This is a genomic window from Neobacillus sp. K501 (assembly GCF_053749995.1).
The window spans coordinates 454,975-474,697 of the sequence record NZ_JBSLYA010000002.1 but is presented as its reverse complement, the minus strand read 5'-3'; the positions used below and the strand labels follow the sequence as shown (position 1 = coordinate 474,697).

Below are 19,723 nucleotides of genomic sequence, written 5' to 3'. Positions count from 1 at the left end.
AGGTATGAGAAAAATTATCGTTGGTTCTAGACGCAGTAAATTGGCTTTAACACAAACAAATTGGGTGATTGACCAGCTGAAAAAGCTCGGTGCACCTTTTGAATTTGAAGTAAAGGAAATAGTCACAAAAGGGGACAAGATTTTAGACGTTACCCTTTCAAAAGTTGGCGGAAAAGGTTTGTTTGTTAAGGAAATTGAACAAGCCATGCTTAATAAAGAGATTGATATGGCTGTCCACAGTATGAAGGATATGCCAGCAGTTCTTCCTGAAGGTTTAACAATCGGCTGTATTCCTTTTCGTGAAGATCACCGTGATGCTTTGATTTCAAGAGATCATATTAAATTGAACGACTTGAAAAAGGGTGCCATCATTGGTACTAGCAGCCTTCGCCGTAGTGCTCAGCTTTTGGCGCAGCGACCTGATCTTGAAATTAAATGGATCCGTGGCAATGTTGATACTAGATTACAAAAGCTTCAGGATGAAGAGTACGATGCGATTATCCTAGCAGCGGCAGGTCTTTCACGCCTAGGCTGGGCATCCGAAACTGTCACCGAATTTATTGACGCAGATATTTGTATTCCTGCCGTCGGTCAAGGGGCGTTATCGATTGAATGCCGTGAGGATGACAAGGAGCTTCTTGAACTTTTTGAAAAATTCACTTGTAAGAAAACAGAAAGAGCTGTAAGAGCAGAGCGCGCATTCTTGCAAAAGATGGAAGGCGGATGTCAGGTGCCGATTGCCGGCTTCGCAACTGTAGAGGATAACGACGATATTGTCCTCAATGTTCTCGTTGGTTCACCGGAAGGTCAAGAGATTTTCAAAGAAGAGCTTAGAGGACAACATCCCGAGGAGCTTGGGATTCAAGCAGCTGACCTATTAATCGAAAAAGGCGCCAAGGACCTCATTGATAGGGTTAAGCGGGAGCTCGAAGGTATATGATACCATCATCACCTTTGATGAATAAAAAAGTCCTTGTTCCACGAGGTTCAGGGCAGGCAAAATCCTTTTCACAACTTGTAGAGAGGTATGGAGGGATACCAATTGAAATCCCTCTTATTGCTTTTCGTCCAATTGAATGGAATGACCAACTTCAGTTGGCTTTGGACCAAATACATACATACGACTGGATTGTATTTACTAGCAATGTAACCGTAGAAACCTTTTTTTCTTATTTTAAAAAAGAAGATAGGGGTTTATTACCAAAAATTGCGGTGATCGGCAAAAAGACAGCAGAAGTCCTCGAGGAAAGAGGCTTTGCGGCCGAGTTCATTCCCTCTGCTTATGTTGCAGAAGTATTTGTGGATGAGTTTTTACCGAAAGTCGCAAGCGGCTCAAAGGTTTTGATACCTAAAGGGAATTTGGCCAGAGAACTTATTTCAAGCTCACTGATCAAGAAAGGTGTACAGGCTGAGGAAATCGTCATTTACGAAACCTATATGCCAAAAGAAAACCGTACGAAGTTAGTCGAGATGATCCTAAAGGAAGAGCTTGATATCCTCATGTTCACAAGCCCTTCCACAGTTGACCATTTTATGGCAGTGGTGAAGGATTTCCAACTTGATCGACACCTTGCGCATTGTATCATTGGTTGCATTGGCCCAGTGACAGAGAAGAAATTACGTTCATATGGCTTACTGGTCCATGCTTCTCCTGAGGAGTACACTGTGAAAGAAATGATAAAAAGTACAATCGAATACATAGAATCTGGGGGTATTTACTAATGGAACTTCAATTTTCACGTCATCGCCGTTTACGTTCAAGTGCCAATATGCGTGCGCTTGTAAGAGAAAATCATTTAAGACCAGAGGATTTCATCTATCCGTTGTTTATTTATGAAGGTGAAAACATCCGCAAGGAAGTATCATCGATGCCAGGTGTATTCCAAGTATCCATGGACAACCTAAAAGCTGAAATGGACGATATTATTGCTCATGGGATTAAATCCGTCTTATTATTTGGTATTCCGGCAACAAAAGACGAGTGTGGCACGCAGGCGTTTCACGACCATGGAATCATCCAGGTTGCAACCCGCTATATTAAAGAACATTATCCTGAGATGATTGTTGTGGCCGATACTTGTTTATGTGAGTATACAAGCCACGGTCATTGTGGAGTTGTAGAAGGGGATAAAATTTTAAACGATCCATCCCTTGAATTGCTTGTGAAAACGGCAATTGCTCAAGCGGAAGCAGGTGCCGATATTATTGCACCATCCAACATGATGGATGGATTTGTTGCTGCGATTCGTGCTGGTTTAGATGAAGCTGGATTTAAAGATATACCGGTTATGTCTTATGCCGTTAAATATGCCTCTGCTTTCTACGGACCTTTCCGTGAAGCTGCTGAGGGCGCTCCGCAGTTTGGCGACCGTAAGACCTATCAAATGGATCCTGCCAACCGTATGGAGGCATTTAGAGAAGCAGAATCGGATGTCGCAGAAGGCGCAGATTTCTTAATTGTTAAACCAGGGATGCCATACCTTGATATTATTCGTGATGTAAGGAATACTTTTAATTTGCCAGTTGTGGCTTATAATGTCAGCGGTGAATATTCGATGATCAAAGCAGCAGCGGCAAACGGCTGGATTGATGAAAAGCAAACTGTAATGGAAATGTTGATCGGTTTTAAACGTGCAGGGGCTGACCTTATTATTACCTATGCAGCCAAAGATGCATGCCGTTGGTTAAAAGAAGACTAATACTTGAAAAGAGGGATTAGATTTGCGCTCTTATACAAATTCTGTTGAAGCATTTAAGGAAGCTCAAACCCTTATGCCAGGTGGGGTGAACAGCCCAGTTCGTGCGTTTAAATCCGTCAAAATGGATCCGATTTTTATGGAACGAGGCAAAGGATCAAAAATCTATGATATTGACGGCAATGAATATATTGATTATGTATTATCATGGGGACCGCTAATTCTTGGTCATACAAACGACCGGGTAGTAGAAGTGATTAAGAAAGTCGCGGAGCTAGGTACAAGCTACGGTGCCCCAACTTTAATGGAGAATGAATTAGCGAAGCTTGTCATTGAACGTGTACCTTCGATTGAGGTTGTCCGAATGGTTTCCTCAGGTACAGAAGCTACCATGAGTGCCCTTCGTTTAGCTCGCGGATATACAGGCCGTAATAAAATCATTAAATTTGAAGGCTGCTACCATGGTCATGGTGATAGCTTGCTGATAAAAGCTGGTTCTGGAGTGGCAACACTAGGTTTACCAGACAGCCCAGGGGTTCCTGAGGGCGTTGCCAGCAATACGATAACTGTTCCTTATAATGACCTTGAGAGTGTCAAATATGCCTTTGAACAATTCGGTGAAGATATTGCTTGTATCATTGTTGAACCTGTTGCAGGAAATATGGGTGTTGTGCCGCCGCTACCAGGATTCTTAGAAGGCTTACGAGAGGTTACGACTCAATATGGCGCATTACTTATCTTTGATGAAGTCATGACTGGTTTCCGTGTAGGCTATAATTGTGCACAAGGCTATTTTGGCATTACTCCTGACATTACCTGTCTTGGAAAAGTGATCGGAGGAGGGCTCCCAGTTGGGGCTTACGGTGGTAAAGCGGAAATCATGCAACAAATCGCCCCTTCTGGCCCAATTTACCAGGCTGGTACATTGTCTGGTAATCCGCTCGCGATGACAGCAGGCTATGAAACCTTGGTGCAGTTAACACCTGAGCATTACGATGAGTTTATCCGCAAGGGAGACTTACTTGAAAAAGGAATTAAAGCGGCTGCGGAAAAGTACGATATTCCTGTTAGCTTTAACCGCGCTGGATCAATGATCGGTTTCTTCTTTACGAATGAAGCTGTTATCAATTATGAAACAGCAAAAACTTCTAATCTTGAATTCTTTGCTGCTTACTATCGTGAAATGGCTGAGCAAGGAGTATTCCTGCCGCCATCCCAATTCGAAGGCCTGTTCTTATCAACAGAACACTCTGACGAGGATATCGCGAAAACCATTAAAGCAGTGGAAATTGCTTTTTCAAAACTGAAATAAAACTTGTTGTAGGCACTCACCATTGTTGGTGGTGTCTTTTTTTCATTTATTTGATCCTAAACTTTTTCTTCTCAAACGGCTTTTTTATCATAAATAAAAGAGATTGTTCATAGAGTGTAAGTGACATAGTGATTTTCGAGTGAGAGGATATGAAAGGAGGAGTCGCTTTGTCTCAGGAGAATCAATCGTGCCTACGATTTTCCTTGGAGGAATCTTTGTGGTTTAGAAAAGGACAGGAAGTCGCAGACCTTGTGTCGATTTCTCTAGACCCTGATATTACCATCCAGGAAAATGATCAGTACGTAACCATACGTGGTTCGCTGGAATTAACCGGCGAATATAAAAGTTACGAAAACAGCGATAGTAGTGGGGATGAAAACGTATCGAATCAAAAGTTTATCGAAAGAGTCGATACGCATGAAGAAGGAAACTGTGAATTCTCGCATCGTTTCCCAGTCGATATAACGATTCCTAACAATCGGATTCAAAGCATCTATGATATCGATGTGATCGTTGAATCATTTGACTACACCATTCCAGAGCGGAGTTGTATAAAGCTGACTGCAGAACTCATGATCAGCGGCTTGTATGATACCTCTGTTCAGGAACAAGAACAAGAAGAGATAATCGAAGCAATAGAAGATGAGCCGCAATACGAGGTAGTTCATCGTTATCAAGCCGAGATTCAGCAAGAATTATTTGAGGAAGAAGAAGAGCAACCGGAAGACAGCTTCCTATTCGAGGTGGAAGCCCGTAAACAATCGGAAGAAGAAGAAGAGAAGGTTGAAGTGTTCCCGAAATTCCCTACCTTTACCTATGAAGAGCATGAGAAGCCGGTATTCCTGCAAGAAGCTAGAAGCGAAGTCAGTGAGCCGGTTGAGGAAGAAATGGTAGAACAGGAAATAGTCTTAGAGGAAGCACCGAAAGAGCCTGTAGCCGAGGTTGAAACGGAATCTGTTCAGGAAGAGAGCTCATCATCACCAGGAGAACAACCTCCAAAAACTTCTTTAAAACAGAAATTAACAAAAAAGAAAACCATGACCCTAACAGAATTCTTTGCTCGTAAAGAAGAAAGTGGCGACCAAGCTCGATTAAAGGTATGTATTGTTCAAAAGGGTGATACATTGGAAATCTTAGCTGATCGCTATGAAGTTTCCGTATCCAATATCCTAAAGGTGAACCATCTAGAACTTAATCAAGATGTATACGAGGGTCAAGTGTTATACGTTCCAGCTGCCTTTGCCAAAAAGTAAGAATATAGCATGAGCGGGTTTTTCAACCTGCTCACGTCTTTTTGAATTAACAATGATAAGGATTCCTCTTTTCTTGAAAGAGAGTTGAATGTTCATGAATGACTCAAGTCGGCTGGAGCATGTCGCTCCGATCTTAAATAACTATCAGGTAAAGCCATATTTTGTAGAGGAACACGGCAGTATACTAAAGATTTATTCAAATAAAGGGACATTTGCACTCAAAAGAATTGTCCCCACAACGGGAACGGATTTTATTCGTCATGTCCACTTGCTATATCAAAAAGGGTTTAATCGGATTGTACCGATTTATCCAACGATGGATGGGAGATATGCAGTCCTTTATGATAAGGCACTTTATTACCTCATGCCTTGGATGGAAAATGAAGCTAAGGAAGATCGCCTGCAGAAAAATCAGCAGTTATTTCGTGAATTAGCACGTCTTCATACAATATCAGCTAAAGAAATCCCTGTAAGTAAAGAGGAACGAAACGAGCATTATGAAAAAACGATTCAATTACTTGATAAAAATCAGGAATTTTTAGATGGCTTCATGGATGAAAGTGAAAAGAAAACCTACATGTCCCCTTTTGAGCTCTGTTTTTGCTTGTACTATAATGAAATAAGTCAGGCACTTAGGTATTCAAAAACAAAATTCGAAGAATGGTATGAAAAGACGAAGGAAGATGAAAAGGCCCGGATGGTTATAACCCATGGAAAAGTATCATCGGAGCATTTTCTTTATGATGAAAAAGGCTACGGTTACTTTATCAATTTTGAAAATTCCCGCTATGGGTCACCGATTCATGATTTATTACCATACTTGTCACGCGGCCTAAATACTCATCCAAAACGGAATGACGATGTCATTGAGTGGATCCATCACTATTTAAAATATTTTCCCTTTAAAGCAGATGAAAAACTGCTGTTTTATAGTTATTTATCTTATCCAATCCCGATCATTCAAGTTGCCGAGCGATATTTCCGCAAAGAGCAGCCAAAGAACGAACTAAAGTTTGTCCGGCAGCTGCAGCGACGTTATTGGCATTTGAAAAATACAGAATATGTTGTGATGAGAATGACAGAGATTGAAGAACAACAGCAAAAAGCAAAGGAAGGAGCCCAGCAGGATTAGCGAGGGCTCCTAAACAATTTCGAAATAAATGGAAACGGCAATGGCAATAAAAACAGTCAACAATAGGACATCAAAAACCGTAGGGATAAACAAGGTTCTTATCAATTGAAAAATGGTAAAAGGGATAATTAATTGCTCGCATATTCTCCTCGTGGTTCTGTACCATGGAGTATAGGAGTATTTGGTGATAAACTTTCTCCTCTTCAATGTCATTCTCTCCCTCTCCAAAAAGGCGTTTATCTATATATATTCTTTAGACAAGATGAATTCCCCTAAATACACACGTTTTTTTCAGGAAAGGTATATAATATAAAAAATTTGGTTATCATTATTGACGTCAAGTGTCATTATTGGGTAGTATAACATTATAAATTTAATAAAAAAGCAAAGACAGGGAAGAGTACGATGTTATCCTGCTTTTAGAGAGGGAAGCCATTAGCTGAAAGGTTTCCTAAGCAGAGACTCAGAAGGTCGCCCTAGAGCTTCTTCAGCGAAAAGATCCATTGGTCCTATTAGTTGAAGACGGATGAAATCCGTTATCCGATGAAGAGCCAATTATGTACATATGATTGGAAAAAAGGTGGTACCGCGAAGCAGCTCCATTCGTCCTTTTATGACGAATGGGGTTTTTTGTATGGTAAAAGGAGGAAGAAATATGGAAACAAAAGAAATTACAATGCCGACGAAATATGATCCCCAGGCGATTGAACAAGGTCGTTATGATTGGTGGTTAAAAGGGAAGTTTTTTGAAGCGAAGGACGATGAGGCGAAACAACCGTATACGATTGTGATTCCGCCGCCAAACGTTACAGGTAAGCTTCACTTAGGGCATGCATGGGATACAACCCTTCAAGATATCATTACGCGAATGAAGCGAATGCAGGGATATGACGTTCTCTGGTTACCAGGAATGGACCATGCCGGTATCGCAACACAAGCGAAGGTAGAAGAAAAGCTTCGTAGTGAAGGCAAAAGCCGTTATGATTTAGGCCGTGAAAAGTTCGTAGAAGAAACGTGGAGATGGAAGGAAGAGTACGCTTCCCACATCCGTCAGCAATGGGCAAAGCTTGGTTTAGGCTTAGATTACAGCCGCGAGCGTTTCACCCTGGATGAAGGTTTATCAGCTGCAGTTCGTGAAGTATTCGTTACCCTTTACAACAAAGGCTTAATCTATCGTGGTGAATATATCATTAACTGGGATCCATCCACGAAAACAGCGTTATCAGACATTGAAGTTATCTATAAAGATGTTCAAGGTGCATTCTACCATATGAAATATCCTCTAGCAGACGGATCTGGTCATATTGAAGTAGCTACAACTCGCCCAGAAACGATGCTTGGTGATTCCGCTGTTGCCGTTCACCCAGAGGACGAACGCTACAAGCATTTAATCGGAAAAACCGTTATCCTGCCAATCGTAGGCCGTGAAATTCCGATTGTCGGTGATGACTATGTCGACATGGAATTCGGTTCTGGAGCGGTTAAAATTACTCCAGCTCACGATCCAAATGACTTTGAACTTGGAAATCGCCATAATCTTGAGCGCATCCTAGTCATGAATGAAGATGGCTCGATGAATCACAATGCCTTGAACTATAAAGGAATGGATCGTTTCGAGTGCCGTAAGCAAATCGTTAAAGAATTGCAGGAGCAGGGGGTTCTTTTCAAAATTGAAGAGCATATGCATTCCGTTGGTCACTCTGAGCGTAGTGGTGCTGTTGTTGAACCTTATCTTTCTACTCAATGGTTTGTTAAAATGCAGCCATTGGCAGATGAGGCAATTGCACTTCAAGATAAAGAAAACAAAGTGAACTTTGTACCTGAGCGTTTTGAAAAAACTTACTTACACTGGATGGAAAACATTCGTGACTGGTGTATTTCACGTCAGCTTTGGTGGGGCCACCGAATTCCTGCTTGGTATCACAAAGAAACGGGAGAGGTATTTGTAGGCCACGAGGCACCAGCTGATATTGAAAATTGGGAACAGGATAAAGACGTCTTAGACACATGGTTCAGTTCAGCTCTTTGGCCATTCTCTACAATGGGCTGGCCTGATCAAGAAGCAGCTGATTTTAAACGCTACTTCCCAACTGGTGTACTTGTAACTGGTTACGATATTATCTTCTTCTGGGTATCCCGGATGATTTTCCAAAGCCTAGAGTTTACGGGTGAGCGTCCATTTAAAGATGTTCTTATCCACGGTCTGGTTCGTGACGCACAAGGACGGAAGATGAGTAAGTCCCTTGGCAATGGCGTTGACCCAATGGAGGTAATCGACCAATATGGTGCAGATTCTCTTCGTTACTTCCTATCAACTGGAAGCTCTCCAGGTCAAGATTTACGCTATATTCCGGAAAAGGTTGAAGCTACTTGGAACTTTGCCAATAAAATTTGGAATGCTTCCCGTTTTGCGTTAATGAATATGGACGGCATGACATACGAAGAAATCGACTTAACTGGTGAAAAATCTGTTGCTGATAAGTGGATCTTAACTCGTTTAAATGAAACGATTGAACATGTGACGAAATTATCTGAGCGTTATGAATTTGGTGAAGTGGGCCGGGCTCTATACAACTTCATCTGGGATGATTTCTGTGACTGGTATATTGAAATGGCAAAGCTTCCATTATATGGTGAAGATGAGCCGGCTAAGAAAACTACTCGTTCCATCTTAGCTTATGTTTTAGATCAAACAATGCGTTTGCTCCATCCTTTTATGCCTTTCATTACGGAGGAAATCTGGCAGAACCTGCCGCACGAAGGTGAATCTATTACAACAGCAAGCTGGCCGGAAGTAAATCCTGCTTATTCAGATGAGCAAGCAGCTCAAGAAATGAAAATGTTAGTGGAAATGATTCGTTCCGTTCGAAATATCCGCGCAGAAGTAAATACACCAATGAGCAAGAAAATCATGATGTTTGTAAAAGCTAAGGATGAAACGGTTCTAAGCGTTGTTGAAAAGAATCGCGCGTATATAGAAAAATTCTGTAATCCGGAAGAATTGCAAATGGGAACTAATATTGAAACCCCTGAAAAGGCGATGACAGCGGTTATTACGGGCTTAGAAATCATTTTGCCGCTTGAAGGCTTAATCAATATTGAGGAAGAAATTTCCCGTCTTCAAAAAGAATTCGATAAGCTCACAAAAGAAGTAGAGCGATTAGAAAAGAAATTAAACAATGAAGGCTTTATGAAAAAGGCACCAGAAAGTGTTGTGGCCGAGGAGCGTGCGAAAGAAAAAGATTATCGTGAAAAGAGAGCGATTGTTGAAGCACGCATAAATGAATTAAAAGGATTATAATAAAATGAGAGACGGATCCCCTGCAGAGGGATTCGTCTTCTTTTAAAGAATAAAGGGGTGGCATGGGTGTTTACAACGTATAAAGAAGCCCTGGACTGGATTCATGCAAGACTAAGGCTGGGTATCAAACCAGGTTTAAAGCGAATGGAATATATGATGGAAAGATTAGGCCATCCTGAATCCAAAATGAAAACGATCCATATTGGCGGCACCAATGGTAAGGGATCAACGGTGACATTCCTGCGCTCGATATTAGAAGCATCAGGCTATTCGGTCGGCACGTTTACCTCTCCTTATATTGAACAATTTAATGAAAGAATTAGCGTCAATGGTAAACCGATTCATGATGATGAGTTAGTCGAACTGACTAATATCATTCGCCCGCTCGCAGATGAATTAGAGAAAACAGAGCTCGGTGGACCGACTGAATTCGAAGTGATTACCGCCATGTCTTTCTATTATTTTGCGAATGTAAAACAAGTGGACATGGTTATTTATGAAGTTGGATTAGGTGGAAGATTTGATTCTACCAATATTATTTATCCCTTGGCCTCGGTCATTACCAATATTGGCCTCGATCATACGAATATCCTTGGTCATACTTATGCGGAAATTGCCTTTGAAAAAGCAGGAATTATTAAACAAGGGGTTCCTATTTTTACGGCTGCCAAACAAGAAGCAGCACAAAATGTTATAAAAGAACAGGCAGAAAACAAAAAGGCGCCACTATTCCGGCTGAATCAGGAATTCTCCATTTTTGATCACTACTCAGTGGAAAGAGGAGAAGTTTTTTCATTGGATTGCGAATTTCAGTCGTTTACAGGATTAGAAACAAGCATGCTTGGCAAGCATCAAACTGAAAATGCAGCATTGGCGGTCATGACTGCTCAATATTTAAATGTGTCTGGAAGTTTTGTGATAACAGAAGAAGCTGTGCGGAAGGGCTTAAAGACGGCCTATTGGCCTGGTAGATTAGAGATCGTCTCTGAAAATCCGCTTATTATTTTGGACGGAGCTCATAATGATGAGGGGATTTCGGCACTTGTCCAGGAATTAACAAACCGATATACGGATAAGTCTATCCATATTATCTTTGCTGCGTTGAAGGATAAGAAACTTGATCAAATGATTCATCAATTAGATCAAGTGGCAGACAAAATTACATTTGTTTCGTTTGATTTTCCGCGAGCGGCTGAAGCGGAGGATCTACTGAAGATCAGCCAATCCGAGCAAAAATTAGCTGTGGATGATTGGAAAACATATATAATAGAGGAGATTCAAACTGCTGAATCAAATGGTTTGCTGTTAATCACAGGTTCCCTCTATTTTATTTCCGAAGCGAAAACGAACTTGTATGAATTTTTGAAAAATAAGTCAATTTCTTTGTGACAATATATTTTATCCATGATAAAATGTTTCTATGTGTTTTATTAGTGAAATAAAGGGATGGTAAGATGGGCGTAAAACCGCAAGTTAAAAGAGCTATTTTTCTTATATGGCTATTAATAGTCCCTGCTGGCATGTGGTATACCTATCATACATATCCGCCGCAGATTTATGGAAATTGGGTAGAGGTTCTAGGTTTTCTAGTCTTAACTGCTGTTGTGGCTTCAATGCCGATGAAAATAAATAATACGAACATATTCTTAATTCAGTGGGTTTCACTTGCTACCTTTTTAAGCTTTGGTTTATTTATCGAAATGGTTCTTGCCCAAGCGGCAGTACTTGTTTTGTTATTAAAAACAAAAACTCAAAAGGATGAATTATTTCGTATTCCACTAAATCTAAGCATGTTTTTTCTCATTTCATTTCTTAGTGGAATCATTTATTACGCTCTTGGTGGACAAACGGGTTCAAACCTAATGGAAGACCCTAGTTCCATCTGGCTCGCGATGTTGTATGTTTTCTTAAGTTATTCGATAAATCAGGTGATTATTTCAATTATTCTTCATTTTGTTTATAACGAATCTTATTTCGGAAAAGACTTTATCGTTGAGACAGTTACTACAATGATTACCTTTCCGATTGGTATTATTTTATATGTACTTTATCAACAAATGGGATTACTGGCTGTATTGTTTGTTGGCATTCCGTTTGTTAGTATTTCGATTATTTTTAGTTTGTATTACTCAAGCCAAAAGGTTAACGAGTACTTACAAAAGGCAGCTGAAATTGGTCATCAAATGGCCGAGCGACTCAAAGTAAAAGATGTTATTGATTTGTTCATTCAAAAGTTAGCTGGTATGCTCCCTGTTGATTATGCCTATATATTAGAGGTCATCAATGATGAAGAGATGCAGTTGATACGGCGTCTTGAAGGTGGAAATGAAGTAACAACAAGCAATCGTATTCTTGTGAAAAAGAATGAAGGGCTTGCCGGGAAAGTTTGGGCAAAGCAAAAAGCATTCAAATATTCATCGAAGAAAACTTGGGAACCATATTTGTATGATAATATGCCTAATGATGTCGAAAGTATTCTAGCCGTCCCAATAGTAAGAAGTCAAAAGGTTATTGGTGTGCTCATCCTTGCTTCGAGACGAAAGCGCGCCTATGAAAAGTTTGAAATAGCGATAGTGGACATCCTTTGTTCATACTATGCTGTTGCGATTGAGAATGCTAAGCACTACGAGCTGACGAAAATGCACAGTGAACGCTGCGCTTTAACCAATTTATATAACTATCGTTATTTTGAAAAATTGGTCACGGAGGAATTTGAGAAGCTATTTCAATTCGAGAGAAAACTGTTATCATTGATCATCCTCGATATCGATCATTTTAAAAAGGTGAATGACACATATGGCCACCAAAGTGGTAACGAAATTCTTATCCAATTGGCTGATCGCTTAACGAAATTGGTGGGGAAGCGGGGGACGGTTGCCAGATATGGTGGAGAAGAATTTGTTGTTCTCCTCCCTGAAGTCGATAAGGAAGACGCCTTCGATATGGCTGAACGGATCCGAGAAACCATTGCTGATATACCTTTTACCTTAAAGGAAACATTAGACCAAAATCAGCTTAAAGTCCAAATCACTGCATCAATCGGAGTAGCTACAGCACCAGAAGATGCCGAAGATTACTTAGCACTCATTCGCCATGCTGACCGAGCGCTTTATGTTGGGGCGAAAAGGGCTGGTAGGAATCGGGTTGCGGAGTATTCGTCTTGCTAAATAAAAAGCTTTCACTTTTGGGTAATTTCTAAAGTGAAAGCTTTTTTTGTTCATTTATTGTCTATCAATGAGCTGCGGCACGTCAACATTCTTAACGATCGGTTCCCTTGATTTAATGTCAGAGTAAGTGTTCATAATATTGGAATCATAGATGATTTGTAAACGTGAAGTTTTATTTGGTTGATTTGTTCTTCCTTCAAAATAATCGCTATATGTTATTCTTTGTGAACCGGAAAAACTACTATCACTTGCTCTTCCTCTAATAGCATTTAAAACAATACGTCGTGCAGATACACCACCCTCAATTCGGATATTGGAACCTACTCCGAATATTTCTAAGGCTTGCTCTGAATAGAAAAATCCTTTAATGTTGCTTGGATTATCTTGGTTAACGCTATTATTTCTAATATTGATGTTTCCTTTTGCAAATATAATTAATGATCCGGTGGTGCCAAGCCCCTTTAATTGTGAATTTTCAATTGTTACATTCCCGTTTACATACATTATGGAATTAAATTCGGCATTTGCCCCTTTTATTGTAACATCTCCATTTACATATATCGGACCATCTATTCTTAGTTTGTCATAACTTGAAATGTCATAAGAAGAAGAACCATTTCCAATTGATAGATTATTTTCAATGTATGCCCCATTATTAAATTTTGTTGTTTTAAGGCTACTTGGAGAACTTTCTATTTTTAAACTGCCTTTTGTTGCAAAGCTTCCGAAAGAATTGTTAGCATTAAAGATGTACACCCCATCAAACCTAGGTGATGAACAGGTCCAAACATATTGCCCTCTTACCTTTACATACTCACACTCTTTATATGAAGCGTATACCTTTTGAGTTGGGTAATCTAAATTATTATAAAAAACTGTTGTGTTTTCTCCATTTAGGAGGATTGCTCCAGTTTCCGAAAAATAATAAACAGATTTTTGATTGCCAATATTAATTTCATCTCGTGGTACATCTCTTTTTACAATGGTTGGTTTATTGTTATTGTAAAAAGCTTCGTTTAAATTGTTTGTCCGATTTGTATAACTGGATCCGAAGTAAGTTGATGAAATATGATTATTATAAGTTGGACTATGATTAAAGGTATATACGTTTCCACCTATAACAAGGAGTGGTTGGGTTGATCCTTGGATAGGTAAAATACTGGGGTAGAGTGATTCAATCCATCTTTCCCCTCCTAAATAAGCATACCCTCGGTCAGTTGTAATTAAATTATTATCTACTTTAAAATCTCCTTGGATTGTGACACCACCATGTAAAAACATATTACCTTCACCATTAAATTGGGTACAGTTAGTTCCAGTACATTTATTCGCACCAACTGCGTATTTTAATGTTTCTAACACAGATTGGGCACCAATCTCGACTACGGAGGTAATTTGCTCTTCTTTACCATCGGCCGTTCCTTTGCTGATGAAGGTTACTTTCTTTCTTAATGGGTTTTCTTTCCCATCGCGATCGTAAGAAGGTTCGATTTTGGAAATATATACCTTATAATCTCCTGTTTCTCCTGTATTACTGATGGGGTTGGTCGTATCCTGGTAATTTACTAATGTATTGTTGAGCTTGGTAATAAATTCACTTCTTGTGAGACCATTCGTTCCAAGAGCATCTTTAAGTTCTGTATTAATTTTCGCGGTTATATATTCAACCCCGTTATTCGCTAACTCCGTTGATTGAATATCAACTTGCCGTATCTTCGTTTTTTGGGCGCCGCCGATTGTAGCAGCCATTAGAGAAGCGCCAAGTAGTGTAAATAACAGGATGACAAAAAGTGTTAATACCAATGTATAACCTTGCTCATCCTTAAAGTGATTCTTCATTCCTTTAGCCCTCCCTTCTGTCGTTGACAATACTTAGCGTACTTGTAAGTTTTAGTTCCTTATTAGATCTCTCGTGTCTTAGAACAAGGGTAATTTCCAGACTAGTTGGCGACTTTTGGGTAATGGTAGACCCATTTGTGAGAATAACATTATCATTATTTAATGTGATTTGTCTGTCATTCAGGATAATTTCAGAACCAATAATGCCGCTTCTTGTTCCATTGGTTTTGATAATGTAATAATCATTGGTTCCTTCTTCCGGAAGTTTTATTTTCTGAATGTCGCTTGCTTTTAAGGTGTAAAAATCATTGATGAGATATGCCATGATAACGTCGCCTTCATCACGCAATTCATTTTCGTCCATTATTTTATTAAAGGTTTTAAGACCACCAAATAGAACGGAATAAACCGCTATGCCGATGACAGTAACAAGTGCTAAAGATGCCAGTAATTCTATCAGTGTTATCCCTTTATTGGATTTGAAGATGTTTTTAATCATATTTAACATATCCTTCTATTTTCGTGGATATCTTTGGACTGGAATTCGCTAGCTCGACATTTACCACGATATTAATTAATTTCATTTTTTTTTCATTGCTTGTCGCCTTCTGACTGGCAGTAACCGAAATATTGTAGGTTTTCTCGTTGACTTCTACTGAAAAAGGATCTAGACATGGACTTGTATTTGGACAGTTATTTTGGCTGTATTTGATAGGCATTGCTTCATAATCGACACCCGATGTATTTGGATCTTTAATATAATCATATGGCTTAATTTTAATTCTTTCTAAGGTTGCTTTCGCTAAGTGGACGGCCACTAACTTTTCATTACTTGAAACCGCAGACTTGTTTGAGATAACAAATAAATTCGTGAAGGTTAGAAGTATAATTGATAATATGACAACGGATACGAGTACCTCAACCAATGTAAAACCTTTATTATTTACTTTCATCATTAATCACCTATCATCAATCGATAAATTTTTACAAAAATAAGGTTATTTGTAGTTTCCACTATTTCATTACATCCCATCAATATTATCAATACAAATAGGAAATTAGTAATAATAAATGTTGGAAAGAATGATAAAAATTTTGTAAGTTAATCCAATTAATATAGAAAACTAGCAAAAATGTACTTTCGACAAATAAAATTAGTAAGAAAATCATTTAATATTTCTTTTGTCATCTTTCAAATTACCTAGGTTTATTATACAATAATTTTAAAGTCGAAAATGGGGTTTTTCCATCGAAAAATATCAATTGTTGTAAAATTTTGAAAGAATAGAGTTAATAAGGTAATTTTTCTGTAAAAGAACCATTTAAATTGAGGTGAAGAAATGCAGAGTTTCCTTTGGGCAATTGGGTCTCTCCTCATCCTGGTCCCGATTATTTATTTTTTACCTCTTGGTATAACCCTGCGAGGGAAGTGGCTTGTCATCATTATTTCGTTTATTTTAGGTTTGACGGGGTTACTAGCAAAGACTATTTTCCCATTATGGAAGACCATCCTCATGCTGTTACTGCTGATGGGAATTGTTGTTTATTTCATTGAAAAGAAATTGGGAACGGTATTGTTTCTTTCTGAAACTCATATTCCTGGAAATGAAAAAGAATTCGATTCTTATGAGGAAGAAATAGAGGATTGGGAAATTAGCGAAAAACAGGTTGAGAAATCTTCAACAAAAGAGGAATTAGAAGTTTTACCAGAAAATGATTTGGAAATTGACAAAGATGAATCTTTTATTGAACCAATTTTTGAACCTGCTTTACCAGTTGCCTCAACTTCCGTAGAAAAAGAAAATGAACAATTGGTTGATTGGGATGAGGATATTTCCTTTATCCAAGATAGAAATCAACTTTTGGAGGATCAAGTTAATTCTTTCGAAGAAATTGATTTAACGCCGAAAGAAGATTCGGAAATGGCAGAGTTTGAGGAACTAATGGAGCAACCTCTAGTAATTGTGAGCGAGGATGAACCTGATGGTGATCAAACAGATACAGATGTTGAATCGATTTCTGAATACTTTAACAGTTTAGTTGAAGAAGATAATCTTGATAAAGAAAATTTAGCTGAAACTGAGTTGGATAAAGTATTTATAAATCTAAAGAAAGAAAGTTTCGAGACAGTAGTTGCTGAGAATGAATCAGCAAATGAATTGGAAGAACAGCTGGCAGAGGAAAACTTTGATCTCAATAGCTCAGCTGAACCCAACTTTAAGAAAACTTCTGTTGAGACCCAAGTCAATCAAGAATCGTCAGCATCTGAGATAAGCATGGAAGTTGATGATGAAGAGTTATTGCTAGAGGAACTTTTAGAAGGTATGTCAACCGCTCCGGCTGTTATCAATAAAGTTGAAGAGAAAGAAGACGTAGTTATTAATCAAGTATCATTCGACGAAGAGCCTTTCATGCTTGATTTTGAAAGCGAAACGGAAGAAGTAGCATTGGAAGAAACTTCAGAATTAGGTATAAGTGTTCCTGAAGTACAAAAAGATACTAATAAGAATATTGAACAAGCTATCATCCGCAAGGAACTGCTAAATACGATGGTTTCACAATTGGAACTAATCAGTAAAAAAGTAGATTCCCTGGAATATGAAGAGTTAATTAAAGAGCATATGCATGAACAACTTCCTGTTCACGACTACTATACTTTTGCGAGTCTTTTAATTAGCCATTATATCAGGATGAAAAAGTTCAAGGAACTTGAAATTTTTATATCGTCAATCTGTAATAAGGTAAAGGGATATGCAATCTTAGAACAAGAATTAGAATATATTTACAATCGTTATTGTGAAAAAAACTGATAAATTAATCAGATGGATTCAAACAATTAGATTGTCACAAATGATTAGGTGTGGTGAATGGAATGAAAAAAAGTACACAAATTAGCGGTTTACCAATTATTAATATTTCAGAGGGAAATCAAGTAGGTAAAGTAAAATCACTTGTTATTAATCCTGATAAGGGTTCAGTTGATTTTTTAACGATTGAGCATGAAGACTGGCAAGTTAGTGTCAAGGCGATCCCATTTAAAAAGGTTGTCGGGATTGGCGAATACGCAGTGACGATTGAAAGTGAAAATGCGATTATTGATTTAAATGAAATTCCTATTGCCAATCAATTGGTTAATAAAAAAATTAAAATAACCAATACAAAAATCATGACGCGTAAAGGCGAATTAATTGGCGAGGTACAAGAATACTTTGTGGATCAAGATTCAGGACATATTCTTGGCATGCAGCTAAATGCTGGAAATAACCAAGTAGCTCTTTCTTCAGATTCCGTTGTAACCTTTGGAAAAGATATTATTATCGTTAAAGAAGATGCAGCGTCAAACTTCCTTGACAACGTGGAGCAATTAGAAGCGAGTGACGACGTCATTGAAGTTGCTCATCTCGATCAAGATGTTACGCCTGTCTTTGAAGAAGTGAAGCACGAAGCAACCGAAGACTTAGAAATGCAAGACTTAAAACAAAAACAGATTGAACTTTTAAATGGAAAAAAACTAGTTAATGATGTTTTCGATAAAAATGGAGATGTCCTTTTTCCTGCAGGGACGATTCTAAATCAAGAGGATGTAGAAAAAGCTCAAGAAAAGGGGCCAGGAATTGTCATTGATTTATCAATGAATGTTGAAGTTTAAGAATAGGGAGTTGAATCTATGTGAGAAATATGCATCACAGCATAAAATTGTTCCTTGTCCTTATTCTAAGTTCTACCTTTGTGTTTAGTTTCTCACAATTGGGTGTAAAGGCTGTTGATCTATTTGGTTCAAAAAATAGCCAATTCTCATCCGGTACTTCGATTGCAGCCGTGAATATAAGTGGAAAAAGTGAGAATGAGGCCTACGAGCTTTTAAATACGAAGATTTCTGAGTGGTTAAAAAGCACAACGATTACCCTTCAATTGGCTGAAAACACGGCTCAACTTGATTTGAGTCAGCTTCAATTTAAACTTGAAGAAACCATCAAGCAGGCAGGCAATGGTCAAAATCAGTTAATAGTTACACTTGATCAAAAAGCATTAGAAGCAGCTTTACTGTCGATTAATCCCACGATGACCATTGAGGATGAAGTGATCCAAGCACTGGTAAGTGAGATAACAACGATAGCATCGTCCTTAAAAACAGGGGAATATATCCTAAAGCTTGAAGATTATTTGTTTGCTACAGATTCGAATGAACATGTTGTTTTAAGTGAAGCGACGATTAAGCTACAAAGCGCACCAGAAGATTTACAACAGGCTATATACAAAATAAGTACAATTCAAATTGCTGCGAATGCAAATTTTTCAGTCCTTGATTATCTTGAAAAACAAGGATTAAAAACGATTTCTTCATCAGCGAAGAGCATCATTGCTTCGGGAATCTATCAAGCAATTCTGCCAACTAATTTTATCATTATTGAGAAAAACACAAGCCGGGAACTTCCTGTTAACATTCCATTAGGATATGAAGCAAACATTGATGTTGATAAAAACATTGATTTTGTTTTCAATAATCCAAATGGTAATAACTATACGATGAATATCGTTTGGGAAGCTAATTCGGTGAAGGTAACTTTAACAGGTAATAAGTTGCCCAACAGTTATAAAATCAAAGCAGATGAAATTGAGTATTTCTCACCTAAAACCATTAAACAATATAGCCCATTATTGAAAACGGGTGAGAAAAAAGTTGACCAGGCAGGGAAAAAGGGTGTATTGATCAAGGTTTATCGTGAAGAGTATGCCAATAATCAATTGGTACGTAAGGAGCTTATTTCCGAAGACTTTTATCCTCCACAACATAAAGTCGAAATACATCCTTTAGCCGAAGGAACAACAACGGAACAAATCACGGTTCCTAATGGTACTTTGGTTCCTAGTGACCCAAATACTCAAATTGATCCAACCAGTCCAAGTAATCCTGCCCAAGACACAGAAAATGCAAATAATGGGAATCAAGCAAACCAAGATGAAAGTGATCTCTTTGGGAAACCAGATGAAACCTCAAAATAGATTCACAACAAAGGGGTGC

16 protein-coding genes and 1 other annotated feature are annotated in these 19,723 nt (G+C 38.5%); of the genes, 12 read left to right on the top strand and 4 right to left on the bottom strand.

What is annotated here, in order from left to right; genetic code table 11:
* Positions 1 to 4: 4 nt before the first annotated feature.
* The 6 genes from hemC to ysxE all read left to right on the top strand — a co-directional run bounded on the left by hemC (position 5) and on the right by ysxE (position 6,393).
* On the top strand, positions 5 to 940 hold the full coding sequence (gene hemC / locus ACWM35_RS06915) for a hydroxymethylbilane synthase (protein WP_454816750.1): 936 nt from the start codon (positions 5 to 7) through the stop codon (positions 938 to 940).
* Positions 937 to 1,722 (top strand): uroporphyrinogen-III synthase, encoded by a 786-nt coding sequence (locus tag ACWM35_RS06910; protein WP_454816748.1) that lies wholly within the window; start codon positions 937 to 939, stop codon positions 1,720 to 1,722. The genes hemC and ACWM35_RS06910 overlap by 4 nt, the downstream gene beginning before the upstream one ends.
* Complete coding sequence (gene hemB / locus ACWM35_RS06905; protein ID WP_454816746.1) at positions 1,722 to 2,699, top strand: porphobilinogen synthase; 978 nt, start codon at positions 1,722 to 1,724, stop codon at positions 2,697 to 2,699. Before ACWM35_RS06910 ends, hemB begins: the two co-directional genes overlap by 1 nt.
* Before the next feature lie 22 nt (positions 2,700 to 2,721).
* The gene (gene hemL / locus ACWM35_RS06900; RefSeq protein ID WP_454816744.1) at positions 2,722 to 4,008 is read left to right on the top strand and encodes a glutamate-1-semialdehyde 2,1-aminomutase; all 1,287 of its coding nucleotides are present in this window, start codon (positions 2,722 to 2,724) and stop codon (positions 4,006 to 4,008) included.
* A 167-nt stretch (positions 4,009 to 4,175) separates the two neighbouring features.
* Complete coding sequence (spoVID, locus tag ACWM35_RS06895) at positions 4,176 to 5,261, top strand: stage VI sporulation protein D (protein WP_454816742.1); 1,086 nt, start codon at positions 4,176 to 4,178, stop codon at positions 5,259 to 5,261.
* 94 nt (positions 5,262 to 5,355) lie between these two features.
* Complete coding sequence (ysxE, locus tag ACWM35_RS06890; RefSeq protein ID WP_454816740.1) at positions 5,356 to 6,393, top strand: spore coat protein YsxE; 1,038 nt, start codon at positions 5,356 to 5,358, stop codon at positions 6,391 to 6,393.
* 9 nt (positions 6,394 to 6,402) lie between these two features.
* On the opposite strand, the gene ACWM35_RS06885 is transcribed toward ysxE, so the two are convergent.
* On the bottom strand, positions 6,403 to 6,600 hold the full coding sequence (locus ACWM35_RS06885) for a hypothetical protein (RefSeq protein WP_454816738.1): 198 nt from the start codon (positions 6,598 to 6,600) through the stop codon (positions 6,403 to 6,405).
* A 171-nt stretch (positions 6,601 to 6,771) separates the two neighbouring features.
* Positions 6,772 to 7,007: a binding site (T-box leader), on the top strand.
* A gap of 41 nt (positions 7,008 to 7,048) precedes the next feature.
* On the opposite strand from ACWM35_RS06885, the gene ACWM35_RS06880 reads away from it, so the two are divergent.
* The 3 genes from ACWM35_RS06880 to ACWM35_RS06870 all read left to right on the top strand — a co-directional run bounded on the left by ACWM35_RS06880 (position 7,049) and on the right by ACWM35_RS06870 (position 12,861).
* Positions 7,049 to 9,694, top strand: a complete 2,646-nt coding sequence (locus tag ACWM35_RS06880) for a valine--tRNA ligase (RefSeq protein WP_454816736.1) — start codon at positions 7,049 to 7,051, stop codon at positions 9,692 to 9,694.
* A gap of 66 nt (positions 9,695 to 9,760) precedes the next feature.
* Positions 9,761 to 11,083 carry a bifunctional folylpolyglutamate synthase/dihydrofolate synthase gene (locus ACWM35_RS06875; RefSeq protein WP_454816734.1) on the top strand — a complete coding sequence of 441 codons (1,323 nt, stop codon included), beginning with the start codon at positions 9,761 to 9,763 and terminating at the stop codon, positions 11,081 to 11,083.
* Positions 11,084 to 11,148: 65 nt separating this feature from the next.
* Complete coding sequence (locus ACWM35_RS06870) at positions 11,149 to 12,861, top strand: sensor domain-containing diguanylate cyclase (protein WP_454816732.1); 1,713 nt, start codon at positions 11,149 to 11,151, stop codon at positions 12,859 to 12,861.
* Positions 12,862 to 12,915: 54 nt separating this feature from the next.
* Here ACWM35_RS06870 and ACWM35_RS06865 read toward each other — a convergent pair whose 3' ends face one another.
* From ACWM35_RS06865 to ACWM35_RS06855, 3 genes are read right to left on the bottom strand one after another with little or no spacing between them, the layout of a single operon-like run.
* Complete coding sequence (locus ACWM35_RS06865; RefSeq protein ID WP_454816730.1) at positions 12,916 to 14,700, bottom strand: hypothetical protein; 1,785 nt, start codon at positions 14,698 to 14,700, stop codon at positions 12,916 to 12,918.
* A gap of 4 nt (positions 14,701 to 14,704) precedes the next feature.
* Entirely contained in the window at positions 14,705 to 15,199 is a 495-nt protein-coding gene (locus ACWM35_RS06860) for a PulJ/GspJ family protein (RefSeq protein WP_454816728.1), read from the bottom strand.
* The gene (locus ACWM35_RS06855; protein ID WP_454816726.1) at positions 15,192 to 15,653 is read right to left on the bottom strand and encodes a type IV pilus modification PilV family protein; all 462 of its coding nucleotides are present in this window, start codon (positions 15,651 to 15,653) and stop codon (positions 15,192 to 15,194) included. The genes ACWM35_RS06860 and ACWM35_RS06855 overlap by 8 nt, the downstream gene beginning before the upstream one ends.
* 387 nt (positions 15,654 to 16,040) lie before the next feature.
* On the opposite strand from ACWM35_RS06855, the gene ACWM35_RS06850 reads away from it, so the two are divergent.
* From ACWM35_RS06850 to ACWM35_RS06840, 3 genes are all read left to right on the top strand, one after another.
* Entirely contained in the window at positions 16,041 to 17,510 is a 1,470-nt protein-coding gene (locus ACWM35_RS06850; protein WP_454816724.1) for a hypothetical protein, read from the top strand.
* A gap of 62 nt (positions 17,511 to 17,572) precedes the next feature.
* Positions 17,573 to 18,349 carry a PRC-barrel domain-containing protein gene (locus tag ACWM35_RS06845; RefSeq protein WP_454816722.1) on the top strand — a complete coding sequence of 259 codons (777 nt, stop codon included), beginning with the start codon at positions 17,573 to 17,575 and terminating at the stop codon, positions 18,347 to 18,349.
* Between the two features lie 29 nt (positions 18,350 to 18,378).
* On the top strand, positions 18,379 to 19,704 hold the full coding sequence (locus ACWM35_RS06840; protein WP_454817109.1) for a G5 domain-containing protein: 1,326 nt from the start codon (positions 18,379 to 18,381) through the stop codon (positions 19,702 to 19,704).
* Positions 19,705 to 19,723: the final 19 nt, after the last annotated feature.

What these genes read in the sequence shown, in the direction of transcription:
- ACWM35_RS06870 (WP_454816732.1), top strand. Translation starts at nt 11,149, where the DNA reads ATGGGCGTAAAACCGCAAGTTAAAAGAGCTATTTTTCTTATATGGCTA.
- hemB (WP_454816746.1), top strand. Translation starts at nt 1,722, where the DNA reads ATGGAACTTCAATTTTCACGTCATCGCCGTTTACGTTCAAGTGCCAAT.
- ACWM35_RS06910 (WP_454816748.1), top strand. Translation starts at nt 937, where the DNA reads ATGATACCATCATCACCTTTGATGAATAAAAAAGTCCTTGTTCCACGA.
- ACWM35_RS06840 (WP_454817109.1), top strand. Translation starts at nt 18,379, where the DNA reads ATGCATCACAGCATAAAATTGTTCCTTGTCCTTATTCTAAGTTCTACC.
- ACWM35_RS06855 (WP_454816726.1), bottom strand. Translation starts at nt 15,653, where the DNA reads ATGAAAGTAAATAATAAAGGTTTTACATTGGTTGAGGTACTCGTATCC.
- ACWM35_RS06850 (WP_454816724.1), top strand. Translation starts at nt 16,041, where the DNA reads ATGCAGAGTTTCCTTTGGGCAATTGGGTCTCTCCTCATCCTGGTCCCG.
- ACWM35_RS06880 (WP_454816736.1), top strand. Translation starts at nt 7,049, where the DNA reads ATGGAAACAAAAGAAATTACAATGCCGACGAAATATGATCCCCAGGCG.
- ACWM35_RS06860 (WP_454816728.1), bottom strand. Translation starts at nt 15,199, where the DNA reads ATGATTAAAAACATCTTCAAATCCAATAAAGGGATAACACTGATAGAA.
- ACWM35_RS06845 (WP_454816722.1), top strand. Translation starts at nt 17,573, where the DNA reads ATGAAAAAAAGTACACAAATTAGCGGTTTACCAATTATTAATATTTCA.
- ACWM35_RS06865 (WP_454816730.1), bottom strand. Translation starts at nt 14,700, where the DNA reads ATGAAGAATCACTTTAAGGATGAGCAAGGTTATACATTGGTATTAACA.
- ysxE (WP_454816740.1), top strand. Translation starts at nt 5,356, where the DNA reads ATGAATGACTCAAGTCGGCTGGAGCATGTCGCTCCGATCTTAAATAAC.
- hemC (WP_454816750.1), top strand. Translation starts at nt 5, where the DNA reads ATGAGAAAAATTATCGTTGGTTCTAGACGCAGTAAATTGGCTTTAACA.